Source organism: Burkholderia pseudomultivorans, from assembly GCF_001718415.1.
GTDB lineage: Bacteria > Pseudomonadota > Gammaproteobacteria > Burkholderiales > Burkholderiaceae > Burkholderia > Burkholderia pseudomultivorans_A.
The window spans coordinates 745,408-763,278 of record NZ_CP013378.1 but is presented as its reverse complement, the minus strand read 5'-3'; the positions used below and the strand labels follow the sequence as shown (position 1 = coordinate 763,278).

The window sequence follows — 17,871 nt, the reverse complement described above, 5'->3', positions numbered from 1 at the left end:
AATTCACGGCCTCATGGGAGATGACGGGTGGCGCGCCGGATACCGCAAGCGCGCGACGTACGCATGCCGCCGGTGCACGGCGGCATGTGGAGGGTCAGGTGAGCACGACGATGCCGCCGGGCAGCCGCGTGATGCGCGCGCCGTACGCGTGGCCGAGCGTATCGATCAATGCGTCGAGCCGCGAAACGGGCGCCTGCGCGGCCACACGGGTCTGGCCCAGCGACGTGTTGCGGAGAATCACGCGTCCGCGCCGATAGCGGTTGATTTCGTCGATGACCTGCGCGAGCGGCACGCCGTCGAACACGAGCATGCCGCGACGCCACGCGACGACCGCGGCGGGATCGACCGTCGCGACCGGATGGACGATCCGGTCGTCGTAGACGAGCTGCTGCGCGGGCGACAGTGTCAATCGGGTGTGCGGATGCTCGAGCGCGACCGAGCCGGACACGCAGGTGACACAGACGCGCCCGTCGTCACCGCGCCGGACGTCGAAGCGGGCCTGCGTCGCGCGCATCCGGCCGCGGCCCGCGACCACGACGAAGCCGCGCGCGGCCGGTTCCGCGACGATCTCCGCCTCGCCGGCCAGCAGGTCGATGCCGCGCTTCGCCGCGCTACCGGCTGACGCGCGCAGCGCATCGATGCGCGTCTGTGCGCCCATCGCGACGGTCACGCCTTCGGCAACGGTGATCTGGCGCTGTTCGCCGGTGCCGGTCCGGTAGTCGGCGGCGAGGTCGGTCAGCGCGGGCCACAACTGGAACGGCGGCCCCAACGCGAACCACGACGCGCCGGCCGCCACCGCGAATCCGACGAACGCGCGCCGCCCCGGTCGCAGCGCCGTACGGCGGCGCGTGTCGTCCGCAGCCGCGCGCGCGGCCGCCGCTTCCTGCGCGGCGACGCGCACGCCGGCCGGGCGCAGCCCGGACCACATCTGCCGAAGCGTCGCCGCCGTCTGCGGATGCGCGGTGCACCATTGCCGGAACGCGTCGAGCTCGGCCGGCGTGACCTGCCCCGAGCGCAGATGCACGAGCCACATAGCCGCCTGGGCCTGTACGTCGTCGCGAGGGTCGTCCGAGTGGGTCATCATCGAGGTATTCAAAATTTCCGCCGCCCGCTGGTGTGGCTCTCGCCGCTTTCGCCATGCACCTTCATCCGTTCGAGACAATGGCTGATCGCATGGCGCAGCTCGAGTTCGACGAGCCGCAGCGAGATGCCCATCTGCTCGGCGATCTCGCGGTTGAGCCGGCCTTCGACGCGGGCCGCGAGCAGGATCGCCCTGCGGCGCGGCGGCAGTTCCTGCAACACGTCGGCCAGCAGGTCGACGGTGAGCCGCGCGCCCACGATCCGCTCGGGATCCGCGCGATCGTCGGGCATCTCCAGCACCGCGTCGATATCCGCCTGATCGACGTAATGCTGGTCGCGGCGATGCTGGTCGATCGCGAGATTGTTCGCCATGCGCATCAGATACGCTTCGGAATTCGAAACGGTGCCCGGCACGCTCGCATTCTCCAACTTCAGCCAGGTCTCGTGCAACAGGTCGGCGGCGCGGTCGCGCGTGCCGACCAGCCGCTCGAAACGGCGCAGCCAGTGCGTGTAGCGCGATTCGAGCAGTTTCTTCAGGTGACTGCGCGTGCTGTCGGTCATGATGCGTTACCGCGCCTCCTGGTCGGCAGCCGGACAGTCCGCGTGAATCCCGTTGCCGGCGGGACGCAACAGGATCGTCACCGGCTCGGGAAAGCCGGCGGGCGGCGGCGCGTCGAGCGTCAGCGCGCGCAGCGAACGGCCGATCGCCGCATCCCGCGCAGGCATGCCGGTCGAGGCGAGCAGGTCGACCATCGCGACCTTGCCGCCGCGATCGATCAGCAATTGCGCGGCCAGCCGGTAATCGCCCGGCCGGGTCAGCGGCGACGCGCACAGCGCCGTGGTCAGGTTCGCTTGGATCATCGCGATATAAGCACGGTAGTCGCCGCCATCCGGCGCGCCGTCGGTGGTGTTCGTCGTCGATTGCGGGCCGGCCGGCGGCGCCGCGTCGTCAGCCTCGACGACCGCCTGGTCGGCACCGACGACGTTCGCCCGCAGGCCGGTTCCGGCCAGTGCCAGGCGCAAGGCGTCCGCCGGCGCATAGGTGCCGTGGACCGGCGCGCTGACACGGCCGTCGATCAACGGCTTCGGCGCGACGACGACGAGACGCGTCGCGTAGAACGCACGCAGCAGGTCCGCCAGCGGCTGCGCCGGCAGATCGAAGCGCTGCGCATCGGCTACCCCGGCGTCCTGCCCCCAGGCATGCGACGTCGTCGTGAAACCCCACCACGCGACGCACGCGGCCAGCACCAGTGCACCGGCCGCCGCCCGGTAGCCTGTCATAGCTCGAAACCGCAAAATAGGTTCGACGCGACGTGGTCTCCGAAGCGCCATCCGCATGAAACCGGACGGCATATCCTAGAAACCGGATGTGACAATCCGAAGTCAGCGGCGTGGCTTGTCGGTCGGCATCGGCCGGCATCGGCCGGCATCGACAGGCGGCGCAGCCGCACCGCTGCGGCCGTCGCGCGATCGCGGCGTCATGCTCCTTGCGAATACATCGAGTATTCGCTTCGTCGCGTTCCTTGCGCTCGGCCCTTCCGGTGGCCAGCGCAAGCCCGTCGTTAGCGTGAACCCGCCCTAGCTTCCGCTCAGACGGTTCTGCTCCTCCCGCGTGAGAAAGCGCCGCTGCGTGTCGCCGGGGTCGCCGAGGCCGAGCACCGCGACCGACGCGTTCGGCCGGTAGCCGACCGTTTCGGCGCCGCGCCGCTTCTTCTGATCGGCGGCACCGGGGTCGCCGAAGCCTTCGACCTGCACCGAGATGGTCCAGCGGCGCTGGCTCCCCGTCGCGTTGTTCTTCGCGAGGTCCTGCGCCATCTGGCTTGCTGCTGAGGCGGCCGAACTGGCTGCTGTGAGCGCACCGGTGTTGACCGCCTGTACCATCGGGATGCCGGTCGCCTTGCCCTGCACCTGGATGTTGTCCGCGTTCGCGACATGCAGCGCCGCGACGTTCAGGTTGCCCGACACGCGGATCCCCGCGTCGCCCGCATCCACCGTGCCGCGCGGCGCGACCAGGTTCGCGTCGCTGACCGGCGCGCCCGGGATGGTCTGCAGCGTCGCGATGCCCGCGCCCGTCACTTCGCCGCGCGCGTCGACCGTGCAGTAATGGTTGGGATCGCAGACGTAATTCGGCGCGGGCGTGTCGGCCACCGACTTCGAACCCTTGCCGGCGTTGATGTCGCCGTTCGAACTCCAGATCGTCATGTTGCCGCCCTGTTCGGTGAAGATCCGGCTCTGCGCGAGCAGCACGCTCTGGTCCGTGAAGATATTGATGTCGCCCTGCTCGAGCGTCAGAATCCCCATCGTGCCGGGGCCGGCCACGATCGTGCCGTACGAGCCGACGATCGCGGGTGGCGCCGACGTGCTGCCAATCAGCGCGCGGCCGCCGGGCCCGAGGATCGAGACGTTGCCGCCCTGCTGCGTCTGGATCGTCGTGCTGCGGATGTCGAGGTTGCCGGTGGCGATCGGGTGGTTCGCGCCGTTCGTGCCGCCGCCGAGGTTGTTCGCCGTGTAGCCGAGCGCGCTCGGGAACAGCGTGTTGATCGCCTGGTAACCGCGCGCGTACTGCTGGTAGTACGGGCTCGCCGAGTCGTTGTAGTCGAGCCCGACACGGCTCAGCACGCTGAACAGCACCTGCTCGGCGAACAGCTGCTGCACATAGGACGGCAGCGCCTGGAATTGCTTCCATGCATCGCCGGCCGTCAGGTGGCCCACGTGCGTCTGCGCGGCCTGCTTGTCCTTGGCCAGCCCGGTATCGAGGCCCTGCCCGGCATCGTACTGCTCCATGAACGCGATCAGCGCGGGCGTCCCGCTCGTCACGCCGGGGATCGCGCTCGCCGGATCGATATACGCGGAAATGAATGCCGCGTTATCGACGCCCGGGCCGACGCCGAACAGCACGTTGATGGTCGCGCTTTCATGCGGCAGCGCCGGGTTGTCGGCGTTGCCGATCGCGTCGATGCCGGTCGGCGTCGCGCGGTAGCCCGACTGCAGCAAGGCATAGAGCTGCGCCTGATTCGTCAGCGGCCCGAGGTCGCGGCCGGCCTCGATGTCGAACGTGCCGGGGCCGGCCAGCACCAGGTGCGGCCCCGCGCCGATGCCGTTGGGCGTGATTTGCCCGTCGTAGATGTCGCGGCCGGCGACGATCCGCGTGATGTCGGCCGCGCGCAAATTCTGCCCGTCGAACACGAGATTCACGATGTCCTGGCCGGCCTGGATCAGTGCCGGCTTGGGCAACACGACGTCGACGAGGTTCCCGTAGGTGCCGCTGCCGCCTCCGGACGTATCGAGCACGCCGTCGATCACACTGCCGTTCACGCTGTAGATCCGCACCGGGCTCGTATCGTCCGCATGCAGCGGGCTTGCGCCGTGCGCATTCGCGACCGCGAACGGCTGCGTGGGCGAGCGCATCGCCGACGGATCGGAATCCGACATGCCGAAGGTGGCGGTGGGGCTCGACAGGCTCACCGATTGATCCGCGATCAGGTTCAGCTGGCCGATCGTCGATGGGAACAGCGTACCGCCCGACGCGACCGTGATGCCGCCCGTGAACGCGGTCAGGTTCAGGCTCGCGGGCAGGTCCGTGCCACCGCCCACGAGGGTGCTGCCGAGCGTGCCGAACCGCACGTCGCCGGTCGTCGACTGCACGTTGACCGCCGACGTCGCCGAATACGGTTGAGCATCGGAATACACGAAGTAGCGCGACGCGCTGCTGCTCGTATAGGACGGATCCACTGCCGCGCCGATGTCGACGCCCTGGCGCGCGCTCACGTCGAAGCGCCCGTCCTGCACGGCCAGCACCGTGGCCACCGGCAGCGGCGGCTGCCCGACGTACGGCGGCGGCACGCTGAAATCGGCGGCGATCTGCCCGCCCGCGGTCAGCGTGCCGGTGCCCTTCGCGACGAAGTAATCGCCGCTCAGGATGTCGCCGCCCGAATGCACGCTCAGGTTGCCGCCGCCTACCGTCACCACCTTGCCGGTGTTGTCGAGATACCAGGTGGTCGGCAGCGACACGCCGAGATCGGCGATATTGCCGCCCGCGTCGATCGACACATTGCCGCCGACGCTCATCACGCCCTGGTTGAACTCGCCGAAATCGATCGACGTGCGCGTGAGCGGCACATAGGACGACGTGTTGCCGGCGCTTATCGTGCGGGTCGGCGTGATCTGCATCCACTGCCACCAGTACTGGCTCGTATTGCTGCCCGTGAGGCCGGTAACGGCGCCTGTCGTATCGGTCGTGTACTCGATGCCGGTGATGTCGCCCTGCGCGCGCAGCCGGATGTCGCCGGCCGCGTCGGGGTTGACGACGGGCGACACCAGGATGTCGGGCAGATGCGAGTCGCCGCCCGCATTGACGATCAGCGTCGTCGTGCCGGTCGCGGGCGCGTTCGGGTCGGGTGCGCCGGCCGTATAGATCACGCCCGGCACGCGCGGGTTCGCCGGTTCGTCCTTGGCGGTCGAGTCGAACAGCGCGATGTTGTTGCCCGCGGCGACATCGATCGAGCCGGTGCCGGTGCGGATCATCGTCGGCGCGAGCAGCAGCATGCCGTTGCCGTCAAGATACGCCGTATGCCCGTCCATCGTGACGCTCCCGTCGTTCGGGCTGCCTCCGCCGAATACCGCGCGGGCCTGCAGCGCGAGCGGATTCCCGCTGGTCAGGTCTGCGCCCGACACTACGCGGAACGAGCTGCTGTCGCCGCCCGCCAGTGACGCGGACTGAAGCGGCAGCGGGTTGCCGGCGGTCGCAACCGGCGCCGGCGTGTTGTCGGTCGCGACCGGCAGCGCGATCGACGTCGACGTGATCACCGCGACCGGCTGGACGGCCGGCGGCGTCAGTGCCGGCACATAGGGCTCCTTGAGTGTCTTCGCGTAGAACTGGCTCGTCGCGACAAGGTACTTGTTGTAGTCGTTCAGGTAGATCAGGTACGACGCCGGATTGACGGTCTGCTCGGCCGCGGTCGGCGCCACCGGCGCCACCGGCGCGCCGACCTGCGGCCGCCCGCCGGAATGGAACTGGTAGATGATCTGGATATTGCTGTTGTCCGGCTTCCAGCCGAGCGGCGCGGTGATGTCGGAGGTCGCGGTGCGGCCGAGGTATTCCGCATACGCGGTATAGAGCGTGTAGTACTCGGCGATTTCTTCGGGCGTGCCGCCAACCGGCTGCCCCGGGCCGAACGAGATGTGATGCGCGGGGCCGCCGAGCGACGTCTGGCCGTAGCTCGCGACGCTGTAGTAGTAGTACTTCGCGTAACTGCCGCTCGGCGTCGTGTAGGCCGTTTGCGCGGCGCTCAGCGACGACAGCGGCGGCACCACGATCGACCCGCCGCCGAGCGGATTGCCGATCTGGAAAAAGCCGTCCGTCAGGCTGGCGTTGACCTTCACGCCGTTCTCGGCGCGCAGGGTCACGATCGGTGCCTGACCGTGGAAGCGGAACGCGGGATCGGCCGCCGACGCGCCCGCGCCGAGGTTCCAGCTGGTCAGCACCTGGATGTTGCCGCCGTTGATTGCAGCGCTCGGGTTGTCGAGCTCGATGCCCGGCACCACGCGCGCGTTCGCGATGCCGGTACTGGCGAACGGATCCCGCGTCGCGTCGAGCCCGTCGCGGACGAAACCCATCAGCGTGCCGGGCACCGCGGCCGTCGCGTCGCCGTTCTGATAACCGTAGAAGGTCTGATGATCGGCGTTCGCGGCCGCCGGCACGAAATAGTCAGCGCTCAGGTATGACTTCAGCTGGTCCGCGTTCAGGCTGCCGGCCGTGTAGTTCAGCACCGTGTTGCCGTTGCCGTCGGTGAACGTGCCTGACACGAGGTTGCCCGCCGCGTCGTACCAGCCGGCCGGATCGACGATCCCGTCGAAGTGCTGCGCGCCCGTCGTTGCGTCCGTCGTGCTCCATACTGCGTACGCTTCAAGCGTCGTCGCACGCGAACCCTTGATGCCGTACTTGCTTGAATCCGACGGCGCGTTCAGCGTCACGTCGACCGTGCCGTCCATCAGCAGCGGTGCGCGGAAATTCACCGTGCCGCCCGACAGGCCGCCGGCCGTGCCGCCCGATACGTCGATCAGCGCGTTCGCGCCCAGCACGATGCGCCCCGAGTGGGCCGGATCGATGTTCTCGTAGCCGTAGGTCGCGTTGTTCGCGATCGAGTGGCCGTTCGCGTCGACGATCGTCGGGTCGAACGTCGCGCTCGTGCCGATGTTCACCTTGCCGCCGCGCTGGGCCGGATCCGAGCCGCGCGCGAGCAGCGTGCCCTCGATGTCCACCCCGCTCCTGCCGTACAGGTCGATCTCCCCGCCGGCGTTGCCCGATGCGTCGATCGTACCGAGCAGGTTGACGTTGCCGTTCGCGGCGTCCGAGGCGCGGCCGGCGCCGCCGTCGGCGGTCAGCGATACCATGTGCGCGGTCAGCGTGTTGCCGGCCGACAACGTCAGGTTGCCGGTCTTCGTGTGAACCGAGATCGCGCTGTTTACGCCGCTCGATGCAAGCGTCGTTGCCAGGCTATCCAGGTTGGCCGCCCCACCCGTGTCGAGCGAGAATGAGCCGCCCGCGTAGCCGTTCGCCGCGCCGCCCTTGAGCGTGCCGTTCAGGTTCACCACCTGCTGCGGGGCTGACAGCGTCAGGCTGCCCGCCGCACCGCCACCCGTCGCGCCCGAGAAGTCCAGCGTCGAACCGGATTGCACATCGACCGTACCTTTGTCCGCGATCAGGCTGATCGCACCGGCCGGCGCATATTGCGTCACATCGAAGAACTGCTTCGATACGCCCGCGGAACTCACGGTCGAACCGCTGCCGATCGTCAGGTTCCCGCTCGTTGCCTTCAGGCTCACGTTGCCGGCCGGCGCCATGATCGTCGCGCCGTTGTCGGCAAGCGTGCCGCCGATAAAGCTCAACGCGCCACCTACGGGCGTCTTCGTCAACGCAGTGCCGGTTGCGCCATTCAGCGTCAGCGTGCCGGTCGTCTTCACCGTCGATGCCGAACTCGTATCGGCCAGATACACCGGTGCATTCAGCGTCACCGGCAATGCCCCGAAGTCGAACGTGCCCGTGTTTTGTCCAACGATGCCTTCGGTTGCGGTCATGCTGGCTGTGCCGAACCCGCTCAGCGTCTTCGTGCCCGCGCCGAAGTCGATTTCCTTCGCGTTGATCGTCAGCGTGCCGTTGCCAGCCGTTGCCGTACCCGGCGTGGCGCCCATCTCGTTCGTGAACGCGATCAGTGGTGCGTTCAGCGTCACATGACCGCCATCGCTCGTGAATGTGCCCGCACTCAGGTCCACGCTGTTGCCGAGCGTCGCGTTCACATCGCCCACGAAGCCAATCGCGCCATAACTGCGCAGCGTCACTTGCTGCGCGTTCGCGAACTGCGCAAGCCCTGCCGGATCGATTACGAAGCCCGGCAGGTTTGCCGCCGCCGTGCCGCCCGCGTTCGTGAACGTGATCGCCGAACCATCCGCCGTGATCGCCTTTGCCGACAGTACCGCGCTCGGATCGACCTTCAGATTCCCCGACGAATCGAGCGTCAGTGCCTGCCCGCCCGCGAGCGTCGCGCCCACGCCAACCGTCAGCAAGCCAGCGCCTGTGCCGCCCGTGCGCGTGAGCGGCGCCATCGCGCCGTTCGACACGCGCAGCAACGCGCCGTCGCCCGTGATCGCAATCGGCTGGTCCTTCGCCGCCGGGTAATCGCCCTCGGCCGTGATCGATGCGCCTGCATCGACACGCAGTCCGTTCGCCGCGTTCGGATCGGTGCCGCTTGCGTCGGCTTTCGTGACCAGCAGGATCTCGGGCCCCTTCAGCGACGTATTGCCGTCGTTCGACACCACCACACTGTTTGCGATCGGCGTGATCGTCACACCCTTCGTCGTAGACGTGCGCGTGCCGCCGATCAACAAGCTGCCCGCATTCAGCGAATCCAGTGCGTCACCGCTGATCTGCAGATAGCCCGCCAGCGCCGGCGTGCCGTTGCCCGTGACCTGAATATCCTGTGACGCGATATCGACCTCGGCCGGTGCACCGCCTGTCGCCGCCGCCGTGTTCAGCGTCGCGCCGAGTGCAAGCGCCTTCGTCGCGGCCAGCACCAGTTGCCCGCCGTCCATCGGCAGCGGTGGCGTCACGTTGCCCTTGCTGGTCGCGAGCGCCGGGAAAAAGCGGTTCGCGCTGGTCAGCGTGTACTGCGAATACTGCTGCCATACCGGCCCCGACTGCACGTTGAACAGCGTCGGCGTCGCGCTGCGGCTACCCGTCAGCGCGTCGGCGAAGTACCCTGACGTCACGACCGTCCCATCCGGCAGCACCTGGCTCGCACCTGGCGCGACATTGCCCGCCGTGCTCGATACCGTCACGCGATACGCGCCCGGCAACGTCGCATACTTGCCCGGCAGCAATGTGTAGTAACCGGCCGCCAGCCCTGGCACACCCGACAGATAAACAGCCTGCCCGACCGCACTCGTCAGCGACGCTTGCCCCACGCCCGCGCTGACCGTCTGCGTGCCCGCCGTGCCGTTCGCATTCGTCGACGGCTGCACGGTTTGCGCAAACACCGGGTCGTACGCGGCGACCGGCGTCTGCGCGCCCGGCACGATCGCATAGGCGTTCCCTGCGCCGACGTTCACCGGCACCGCGACGCCCGTCGCATTGGTCGCGTAGCTGAGGTTGTATTGCGACAGCACATCGCGCGTGCCGCCGGTGCCCGGCACCCATTCGGCCGCCTGCAAATCGCCACCGCCCGACAGGTCGATCGTTGCGCCCCTGGCGAGCGTCACGCTGCTGCCGTTCACGCCGATGGTCTTCGTCGGCGGCGCGCTCAGGTCCGGGCGTGAATTGGCCGCCGACGGGTTGAACTGCCATTCGACGCCATCGACGGTGGTGCCGTAAGGCAGCGTCCGATTGCCGTTCGACACCGATGTCACGCTGCCGTCGGTCAGCGTCACCGACTCGGTCGCGACCAGCGGCAGGTTGTCGAACTGCGCCTGCGTCGCCGCATTCGACGGATCGCCGGCGCCGAACGCGAGCGTGCCCGACGGGGCGCGCACCGTGCCGCCCTGCACGATGTGCGTCGCATCGACCAGCAGCGTGCCGCCCGCCGACAGCGGCGTGCCCGACGTGCCGTTCGATTCGAACGTGATCGTCGTCGGTGCGCGCAGGCCCGTGACCGGATCGGCCGGCCCGACCGCATCGAGAATGAACGTGCCGCCGGTCGACGGGTACAGGTCCGCCGCCTTGAACGTCAGGTTGCCCGGCGTATACAGTTCGCCCGGCGCGAGCGCCGCATTCGTCGAACTGAGCCGGATGTCGCCGCGGCTCGTGAAATTCGCGTTGCTGAAGTTGTTGAGCTGGAACTGGTTCTCGAGATCGATGAACGCGGCGTTCACGTTCAGCGTCGCATCGGAAGCCGCGGCGACCGGCGTGAACAGGCCCGACGATCCCGTGATCGTCGGCCCGACGAACGCGACATACGGCGCATCAATCGTCACCGTGCTGCCGACCGCCGGCTGCGGCTGCGCAAGCAGCGTCTGCAACACAGGCGTCGGGGCCGAGTTCGGGTCGAATTGCAGCGGCGGTGTCGACAGCAGCGTATTCAGTTGCGCATCGCTGATCGCGGCGATGCGCCCGCTATTCACGATCACCGATCCGGCCAGCTTCAGATCGACGTCGCCGGCGAACGCGACCGGTACCTGCGTGCCGAGCACGCTCGCATCGCCGAGCACGAGGCTGGCAATGCCCGAGCCGTTCAGCCGATCGGCCGCGAACTGGATCACGCCGCCTTGCGTGACGACGGGCAGCCCGGTCGTCGGGTCGATCGCGGTCGAGAAATCCTGGCCGGGCATCAACCCGGCCGGCACGAGCGTGCCGCCCTGCCGCACGACCAGCGCGGTCGCGCCGATCCCGTTGCGGTTCTGATGCGGCAGGATCGTCAGCGTGCCGCCGCTCGCCTGCGCCGCACCGGCATGCGCGTCGAGCGTGCCGTCGAGGAACAGCCCGTTCGACGCGGCCAGCGTGATCGAACCGGCGTCGCTCCACACCGGCTGCGACGCATACGTGCCGTTCGCCTGCATCTGGTCGAAGTTCGCCGACGTACCGGACACGTCGATCCGCGAACCGGCCTGCGCAACCACGTAGCCCGAGTCGTCGGACAGCACGACCGAGCCGCCCGGCAGCACCTTGCCCGTCACCGGCATGGCGGTCGTCGTCCCGGTCTTCACCGGCGCTGCCAGCGGGTTCGTCAGCGCTACCCCGGACACGTCGAGCACCGCGTCGGATCCGATCCATACCGACTTGCCGGCGTTCGTATAGCCGCTGTCAAACTGTCCGCTCTGCGCGTACGGGCTATTGGGTTGCGAATCCGCGCTCAGCGTGATCGCGCCGCCCGGCGCCACCAGCGAGCCGAGTACGGTGACCTGCGCCGGCGAGCCGAGTCCGATGCTGCCGCCCGGATCGGTGACGATCGACGCGCCCTGCCCGACCAGCACGCGGCCGGTCGCATCGGGGTAGGTCGGCACGGGCCCGGCCGACAGCCCGGTCAGGTTCAGATAGTTCGGCCCGGCCCACAGATAGTTTCCGCCGATCAGTGCGATCTGCGTCGGCTGCCGGTGATACGCATCGATCGCGCCGATCGACGTGAGGCCGCCTGCGGTGAGATTCGCGCCGCTCGGCGCCTGCTGCAAAGCCGGCACGTTCGGGATGAGGTTCTGCTGCGTGACGAGCACGGTCGCGTCCGGCGCGACGCTCGCATCGAACATCGCCTTCAGTTGATAGCTGCCGAAACCCTGCCGCGCGAAGAAATCGGCCGGCAACACCAGCGCCCACGCGGGCGCCGACGACGCGTCGCCACCGATCTGGAATCCGGAGGTCTGCAGCGTCAGCGTGCCGCCGCCGGCAAAGCCATCGCTTTGGATCGTGCCGTCCAGCTTCAGGTTGACGTCCGACGGCGGCACCGGATACGACAGCGGGTTCGCATCGGCGATCAGCGACACGTTGCCGCCCTTGCCGACCGGGATCCCGTTGCTGGACAGCAGCCCGCCGTTCGACAACATCTGTCCGCCGCTCGACACGTCGAGCACGCTGCCCGCCTGCAGGTCGATGCCGCCGCTGGCCGACAGCGTGATGCTGCCACCGTTCACGTAGTGGTTGCCGCCCGGCGTCGTGCCGGCCGCGGCCAGCGTGTCGTTGTTCACCCACTGGCCGGCTGCGCTGAGCAGCGCGTTCGGACCCACCACGATATCGCCGTCGGTCGACAGCGTGATCGTGCCCGACGGCACGACCAGACTGCCGAGCACCGTGATCGGGCGAGGACTGAGAATGCCGGTGGCCAGCGTGATGCTGCCGCCCGGTTGCAGCGTCAGCCGCGTGCCGTCCGCGACCACGTAGCCCTTGCCTCCCATCTTGTCCTCGATGACGCTGAGCTTCGAGAAGCCGCCGCGGTTCAGCGTGTCGACCGGCACGACATGCGCCGCGAGCAGGTTGTCCGGATCGGTGTCGGGCAGCGCATTCAGCGCGTCGCTGTCGAGCGGCGTCGCGATGCCGAAGCCCGGCGCCAGCGCGTCCAGTTGCGGCGCCTGCGGCTGCAGGATCACGAGGCTCTCATCGCCCGACGTCGACGTGGTCTTGCCCTGCGTGAGCGCCGCGTTGCTGCCGAGGCTGAACGTCCCGCCCGACGGCTCGCCGTTGCCCTGCACCTGCTTCGATCCGGCAAACGACTGCGCGCTGATGTCGCCGTCGAGTACCAGCGCCTGCGTCGCGAACAGGTTCAACGTCCCCGCATTGCCGCCGACGATGTAGTCGCCCTCGTAGACGCCGGCGTTCTGCAGCGGGTTGTACCAGGTCTTCGTCACGCCCCAGCGCGGATGCGTTTCGGTGAACTGTCCGGCAACGCCCACATACGTGTCGTACGGACTCGCCTGCCCGATCGGCACGATCGCGCCGTTCGCATCAACCAGCCGCGTCGTGTTGACGATCCCGCCGTCGTAATGCACGTAGCCGCCGTTCAGGTTCAGCGACGAGCCGGCGGCCGTCATCACGTCGTTGCCCGCCAGCGTGATCGTGCCGCCGTTGGTCAGCAACTGATCGACCGTGCGCGGGATCAGGTTCACGTACCCCGACAGGTTCAGGATCGGGCTGCCGACCCACTGCACGCCGTCGCTGCGCGTGCCCGTCAGCGTGCTGTCGACGACGACACCCTTCAGGCCGAACAGGAAGCCGTCGCGCAGCAGCGGCGAGTCCGCGAGTTCGTTCAGGCCGACGCGGCCGACCGTCACCAGCGTATCCGCGATCGGCAGCTCGACGTTCGCGAGCCCCGACACATCGATCGTCGCGCCGGTGTCCACGTAGATCCGGCCGCCGACCGCCTGGATGTCCGGCGACGGCGCATACGTCGCCCCGGACAGCGCCACGACGGAAACGTTCGAGCCGGGCGCCTCGATCAGCGAGCCGCCCTGGAGCCAGACCGAACCCGCCGTCATCGCGATGCTGCCCGGCGTAAAGCTCGTGCCCGGCGCCGACGTGACCGTCTGGCCATCCTTGTCGGCCAGCACGGCGGTCACCGAGTTCGGGCCGAAGCTCAGCAGGCCTGCGCGATTGGTATCGTTGACGCCCGACCCGTCGCTGTTCGTCAGCAGGCCGCGCCCGAAATACGCGTTGCCGGCCGGGTTGTTCGCGTTGTATTCGTCGACCGTCGAGATCGTGATCGTGCCCGGCGCGTTGACGCTCGTCGTCACGCCCACCACGCCATTCTGCGCCACGCGGCTGCCCAGCAGGTTCACGTTGCCGCGCGCGGCCTCGATGATGCCGGTGTTGGTCAGTGTGCCGGCCGGCGTCAGGTCGATCGACGAAAACGTATCGATCGGAATCATGATCTTGCCGCTCAGCTCCGGCAGCAGCACTTGCGGATTGTTCGTGTTCGGCCGCAGGCTCACACCGACGCCCGCGGCCAGCACCACCTGCCCGGCCGTCGCGGTAATATGCCCGCCGTTCGTCACGTCGGGCGCGGCGATCATCACGAAGCCGCCGTCGCTGATCGTGCCGTTGATGTGCGTCGTGACCGACGCGCCCGGCTCGATCGTGATGTCGCCCGGCGGCTGATACTGGCCCGGCGAACTCACGCCGACCTGGTTGCCGAGACCGAGCACTTCGTACGGCACGCCGCCGTGGCCCTGCACAGTGCCCGACGATCCCGACGTCGGATACGCGAGGCCGCCGGACGTGCCGGCCGGCAGGCTCAGGAACTGCTGGTTGCTCGCGACGATGCCCGCCGCATCCTGGACCAGGTTGCCGATCGCGACCGGCAGGTGGTTCACGAACGTCTGGTTGTAGTCGTTCATGTTCAGCAGATCGAGCGACGACGCCACCAGCGAATGCACATTGACCTGCGAACCCGCGCCGAACAATACGCCGTTGCGGTTGATCACATACACCGCCCCCTGCGCGGTGACGTTCCCGAGGATCTGGCTCGGCCGCCCGCTCGGATCGTTGATCCGGTTCAGCACTGCCCAGTTGTTCGCGCCGTTCGTCTGCGTCCCGCCCGACTGATCGAAATTCAGCGTCGTCTGCCGCCCGACGTTCATCGTCTCCCACGTCAGCACCGCATTCGCGCCGGTCTGCTTCACGTCCACGTTCACGTGGCCGCTGTTGTCCGTCGTCTGCGTCGGCGCGTTCGCATTGACCCACAGCAGCGGATTGCTTGCGTCGGTGTTCTGGCTGACCGGATTGCCGTTGTTGTCCTTCACGAACGTGATGCCCGGCGCGACCTGCAAGCCGCCCGGCGTCAAGCCATTCGGCACCGTCGACGGCAATCCCGCCGCGGCCGCCGCCGCGCTCTGCTGCGCGGCGATCTGCGCGGCCACCGCCTGCGCCGCATGCCCGAGGTTGCGGATCGACGGCTGGCTCGCCTGCAGCGCCTGCTGCGCCGACACGCCCAGATTCGGCACGCCCGGCACGCCGCCGCTCCCCGCGCCACCGCCCGATGCACGCGCCGCGGCCTGCCCGAGGTTCACGATGCCCGCCGCGTGCGCGTGCACGCCGCCCCCTGCCGCGAGCATCAGCGCGATCGCGTGACATAGCGGACGGACCCGAAGCAGGCGCGCCTGCCCGGCGGATTGGATCGATTTCGACTGCCTCTGCGTACGACCGCTCATAGCGAATTCCCCGTTAGCAACATCCGTCATCTAACGCCCTGACGAAGCGACCTGCCGGATATCGCATTTCGGTGTGACGACCGCTCGGCACCGGGTCGGCGCCGGACAGTCGATGCCGGACATTTTTGCCGGGCTGTATGTCGCGCGCGTGCACGCGCCACAACGCGATGCGCCCAAAAGAAAACCGGGTTCCGTGCGGCACGGAACCCGGTTTGTCGGTCAGTGGAATTCGATCGGACGACCGGCGCGGCTGCGGGCCGCGATCGAGCCCCTTCGGACCCCATGGCTCGTTGCCCGTCGCCGCGTGCGCCGGATCAGCTCAGCAGCACGATCCCGCCCGGCAGCGTCGTCACATGCGCGCCGAACACGTCGCGCACCATCACGATCGCATCGTCGAGCCGGCGCAGCGAGAACTGCGCCTGCACGCGCGCGTCGCCGAGCCGCGGATTGCGCAGCACGAGTTTGCCGGGCCGGTAGCGGTTGATCTCGTCGATCACGCTGGCCAGCGGCACGTCGTCGAACACCAGCATGCCGCGGCGCCACGCGGTGACGCTGGCGGTATCGACGGCCGACGGCGCATGCACGATGCGCTCGTCATAGACGACCTGCTGCCCGGCCGACAGCGTCGCGCGGCCATGCGGATGCCGCAATTCGACGGTGCCCGTCACGCAGGTCACGCAGCCGGCGTCGCCGGACAGCCGCACGTTGAAACCGGCGCGCCATGCACGCACGCGCGCGCTGGCGGCCACGACGTCGAATGGCCGCGCCGCGCCCGGCGCACCGGCGATGTCCGCCTGGATGTCCGCCTCGCCGGCCAGCAGTCGAATCCCGGCCGCCGGTGTGGCGGACGACAGCAGGTCGATCCGCGTGCGCGTGTTCAGGTCGACCACGACGTCGCGCGCGAGCGTCACCTGACGCTGCTCGCCGGTGCCGGTGCGATAGTCGGCCGCGAGATCGGCCACCGACGGCCACAGCGCCAGCGGCGGCCGCCACGCGAGCCAACCGGCCGCGGCCGCCACCGCGCCGCCGACGAACAGGCGCCGGCCCATCTGCGGGCGCGCCACCGCGCCGGGCCGGCGACCCGGCTGCGCAGCGGCGGCGGCACGGCGCGGACCGGGCGCCTCGCGCAACGCCGGTGCGAGGCTCCCCCACAGCCGGCCGAGCATCTGCGCGGCCTCGCGATGGCGCGGATCAAGGTCGCACCAGTGCCGGAACGCCGCGGCGTCTTCGGGCGACGCCGTACCCGAGCGCAGCCGGATCAGCCACGACTCCGCCTGTTCGTCGATCGCGTCCTGCCGCGAGCGTTCGGTGTTCGTCATCGATTGGTTCATCAGAATTTGCGCCGCCCGCGCGTGCTGCCGTCTTCCAGCGCCATCTGCTGCCGCAGGCCGTCGCGGCACGCGCGCAACGCATAGCGTAGCTCCTTTTCGACGAGGCTCTCCGAAATCCCGAAGCGCTCGGCGATTTCGCGATTGAGCAGCCCGTCGATCCGCGCGGCGACCAATATCCCGCGCTGGCGCGCCGGCAGCGTGTCGAGCACCTGCTGGAGCGCGTCGATGTCGCGGCGCGCGGACACGATCCGGTCCGGATCGGCCAGCTCGTCGCGGACCTCGAACAGTTCGTCGACCTCGCCCACGCTCAGGTGCCGCTGCTCGCGCCGGTGCTGGTCGATCGCGACGTTCGACGCCATCCGCAGCAGATACGCGTCCGCATTGGCGACCTGCGCCGGATCGTTCATCGTGTCGAGCCGCAGCCAAGTTTCCTGCATCGCGTCGGCCGCGCCGTCCCGCGAGCCGACGATGAATTCGAGCCGGCGGCGCAGGTGCGCGTATTTTTCGACGAACAGCGAGCGCAGCCGGGTTCGCGCGTCTTCGCTCATGCGCTAGCCCCCGTCCTGTGGCACGCAGCCCGGCACGACGCCGCTGCGTGCCGGACGCAGCAGAATCGTCACCGGCTGCGGCATGCCCGTCGGCGGCGCGTCGAGCGCGAGCGACCGGATCGCCCGCGCAATCGCCGCATCGCGCGACGCGTCGCCGGTCGTCCCGCCCGTGCGGAATGCGCTCACGTCGCCCGCCGGACCGACGCGCAACTGCACCGCCAGCCGGTACGCGCCGGGACGCGTCAGCGGCGAACGGCATAGCGCGCCGATCAGCGCCGCCTGCATCGACGCGACGTACGGGCCGTAATCCGCGCCGCCGCGATGGATCCCGTCGATTGCCGACTCCGCGATCTCGAGCGACAGCGGCATATCGGCCGGATTCGGCCCGGACCGCGCAGCCGGTGCCGGCACGATCGCCGCCGCGCCCGCCGACGGAAAGCGGGCTTCCAGCCCGGTGCCGTCGAGAAGACGAGGCAACGCGTCGCGCGGCGCAAACACGCCATGCACCGCGGTGCTCGTGCGCTGATCCAGCAGGCTGCTTTGCGCCATCACGGACAAGTTGCTTCTCTGGCTGAACAATTTGAGCGCCGCGGCAAGCGGCTGCGCAGGAATGTCGAATTCGACCGGACCGCCGTCGGCCGCGGGATCCGCGACCGGCATCGACGGCGCCTGGGCCCACGCCGCACCGGACACCGCGACGGACGCAAGGGCCGCCGCCAAGACCGTAATCGAAGCCCAGGTCCGGCTCATCGGATCGACAGGGAAATGAGATCAACCGGTCGCGCGCGACA

General features: G+C 69.0%; 7 protein-coding genes. All 7 read right to left on the bottom strand.

Annotated elements, in window-relative coordinates:
• Positions 1-94: 94 nt before the first annotated feature.
• Complete coding sequence (locus tag WS57_RS16150) at positions 95-1,084, bottom strand: FecR family protein (RefSeq protein WP_069244538.1); 990 nt, start codon at positions 1,082-1,084, stop codon at positions 95-97.
• Between the two features lie 8 nt (positions 1,085-1,092).
• Positions 1,093-1,641 carry an RNA polymerase sigma factor gene (locus WS57_RS16145; protein WP_009689499.1) on the bottom strand — a complete coding sequence of 183 codons (549 nt, stop codon included), beginning with the start codon at positions 1,639-1,641 and terminating at the stop codon, positions 1,093-1,095.
• A 6-nt stretch (positions 1,642-1,647) separates the two neighbouring features.
• On the bottom strand, positions 1,648-2,361 hold the full coding sequence (locus WS57_RS16140; protein ID WP_009689500.1) for an STN domain-containing protein: 714 nt from the start codon (positions 2,359-2,361) through the stop codon (positions 1,648-1,650).
• Positions 2,362-2,658: 297 nt separating this feature from the next.
• Positions 2,659-15,105, bottom strand: a complete 12,447-nt coding sequence (locus WS57_RS16135) for a filamentous haemagglutinin family protein (RefSeq protein WP_069245430.1) — start codon at positions 15,103-15,105, stop codon at positions 2,659-2,661.
• A 410-nt stretch (positions 15,106-15,515) separates the two neighbouring features.
• On the bottom strand, positions 15,516-16,520 hold the full coding sequence (locus WS57_RS16130) for a FecR family protein (RefSeq protein ID WP_059514720.1): 1,005 nt from the start codon (positions 16,518-16,520) through the stop codon (positions 15,516-15,518).
• 11 nt (positions 16,521-16,531) lie between these two features.
• The gene (locus WS57_RS16125) at positions 16,532-17,080 is read right to left on the bottom strand and encodes an RNA polymerase sigma factor (RefSeq protein WP_059514712.1); all 549 of its coding nucleotides are present in this window, start codon (positions 17,078-17,080) and stop codon (positions 16,532-16,534) included.
• 3 nt (positions 17,081-17,083) lie between these two features.
• Positions 17,084-17,800 carry an STN domain-containing protein gene (locus tag WS57_RS16120; protein WP_059514709.1) on the bottom strand — a complete coding sequence of 239 codons (717 nt, stop codon included), beginning with the start codon at positions 17,798-17,800 and terminating at the stop codon, positions 17,084-17,086.
• Positions 17,801-17,871: the final 71 nt, after the last annotated feature.

Excerpts from the sequence above, each read along its gene's own strand:
- WS57_RS16150 (WP_069244538.1), bottom strand. The coding sequence starts at position 1,084 with ATGATGACCCACTCGGACGACCCTCGCGACGACGTACAGGCCCAGGCG.
- WS57_RS16145 (WP_009689499.1), bottom strand. The coding sequence starts at position 1,641 with ATGACCGACAGCACGCGCAGTCACCTGAAGAAACTGCTCGAATCGCGC.
- WS57_RS16140 (WP_009689500.1), bottom strand. The coding sequence starts at position 2,361 with ATGACAGGCTACCGGGCGGCGGCCGGTGCACTGGTGCTGGCCGCGTGC.
- WS57_RS16135 (WP_069245430.1), bottom strand. The coding sequence starts at position 15,105 with ATGCTCGCGGCAGGGGGCGGCGTGCACGCGCACGCGGCGGGCATCGTG.
- WS57_RS16130 (WP_059514720.1), bottom strand. The coding sequence starts at position 16,520 with ATGACGAACACCGAACGCTCGCGGCAGGACGCGATCGACGAACAGGCG.
- WS57_RS16125 (WP_059514712.1), bottom strand. The coding sequence starts at position 17,080 with ATGAGCGAAGACGCGCGAACCCGGCTGCGCTCGCTGTTCGTCGAAAAA.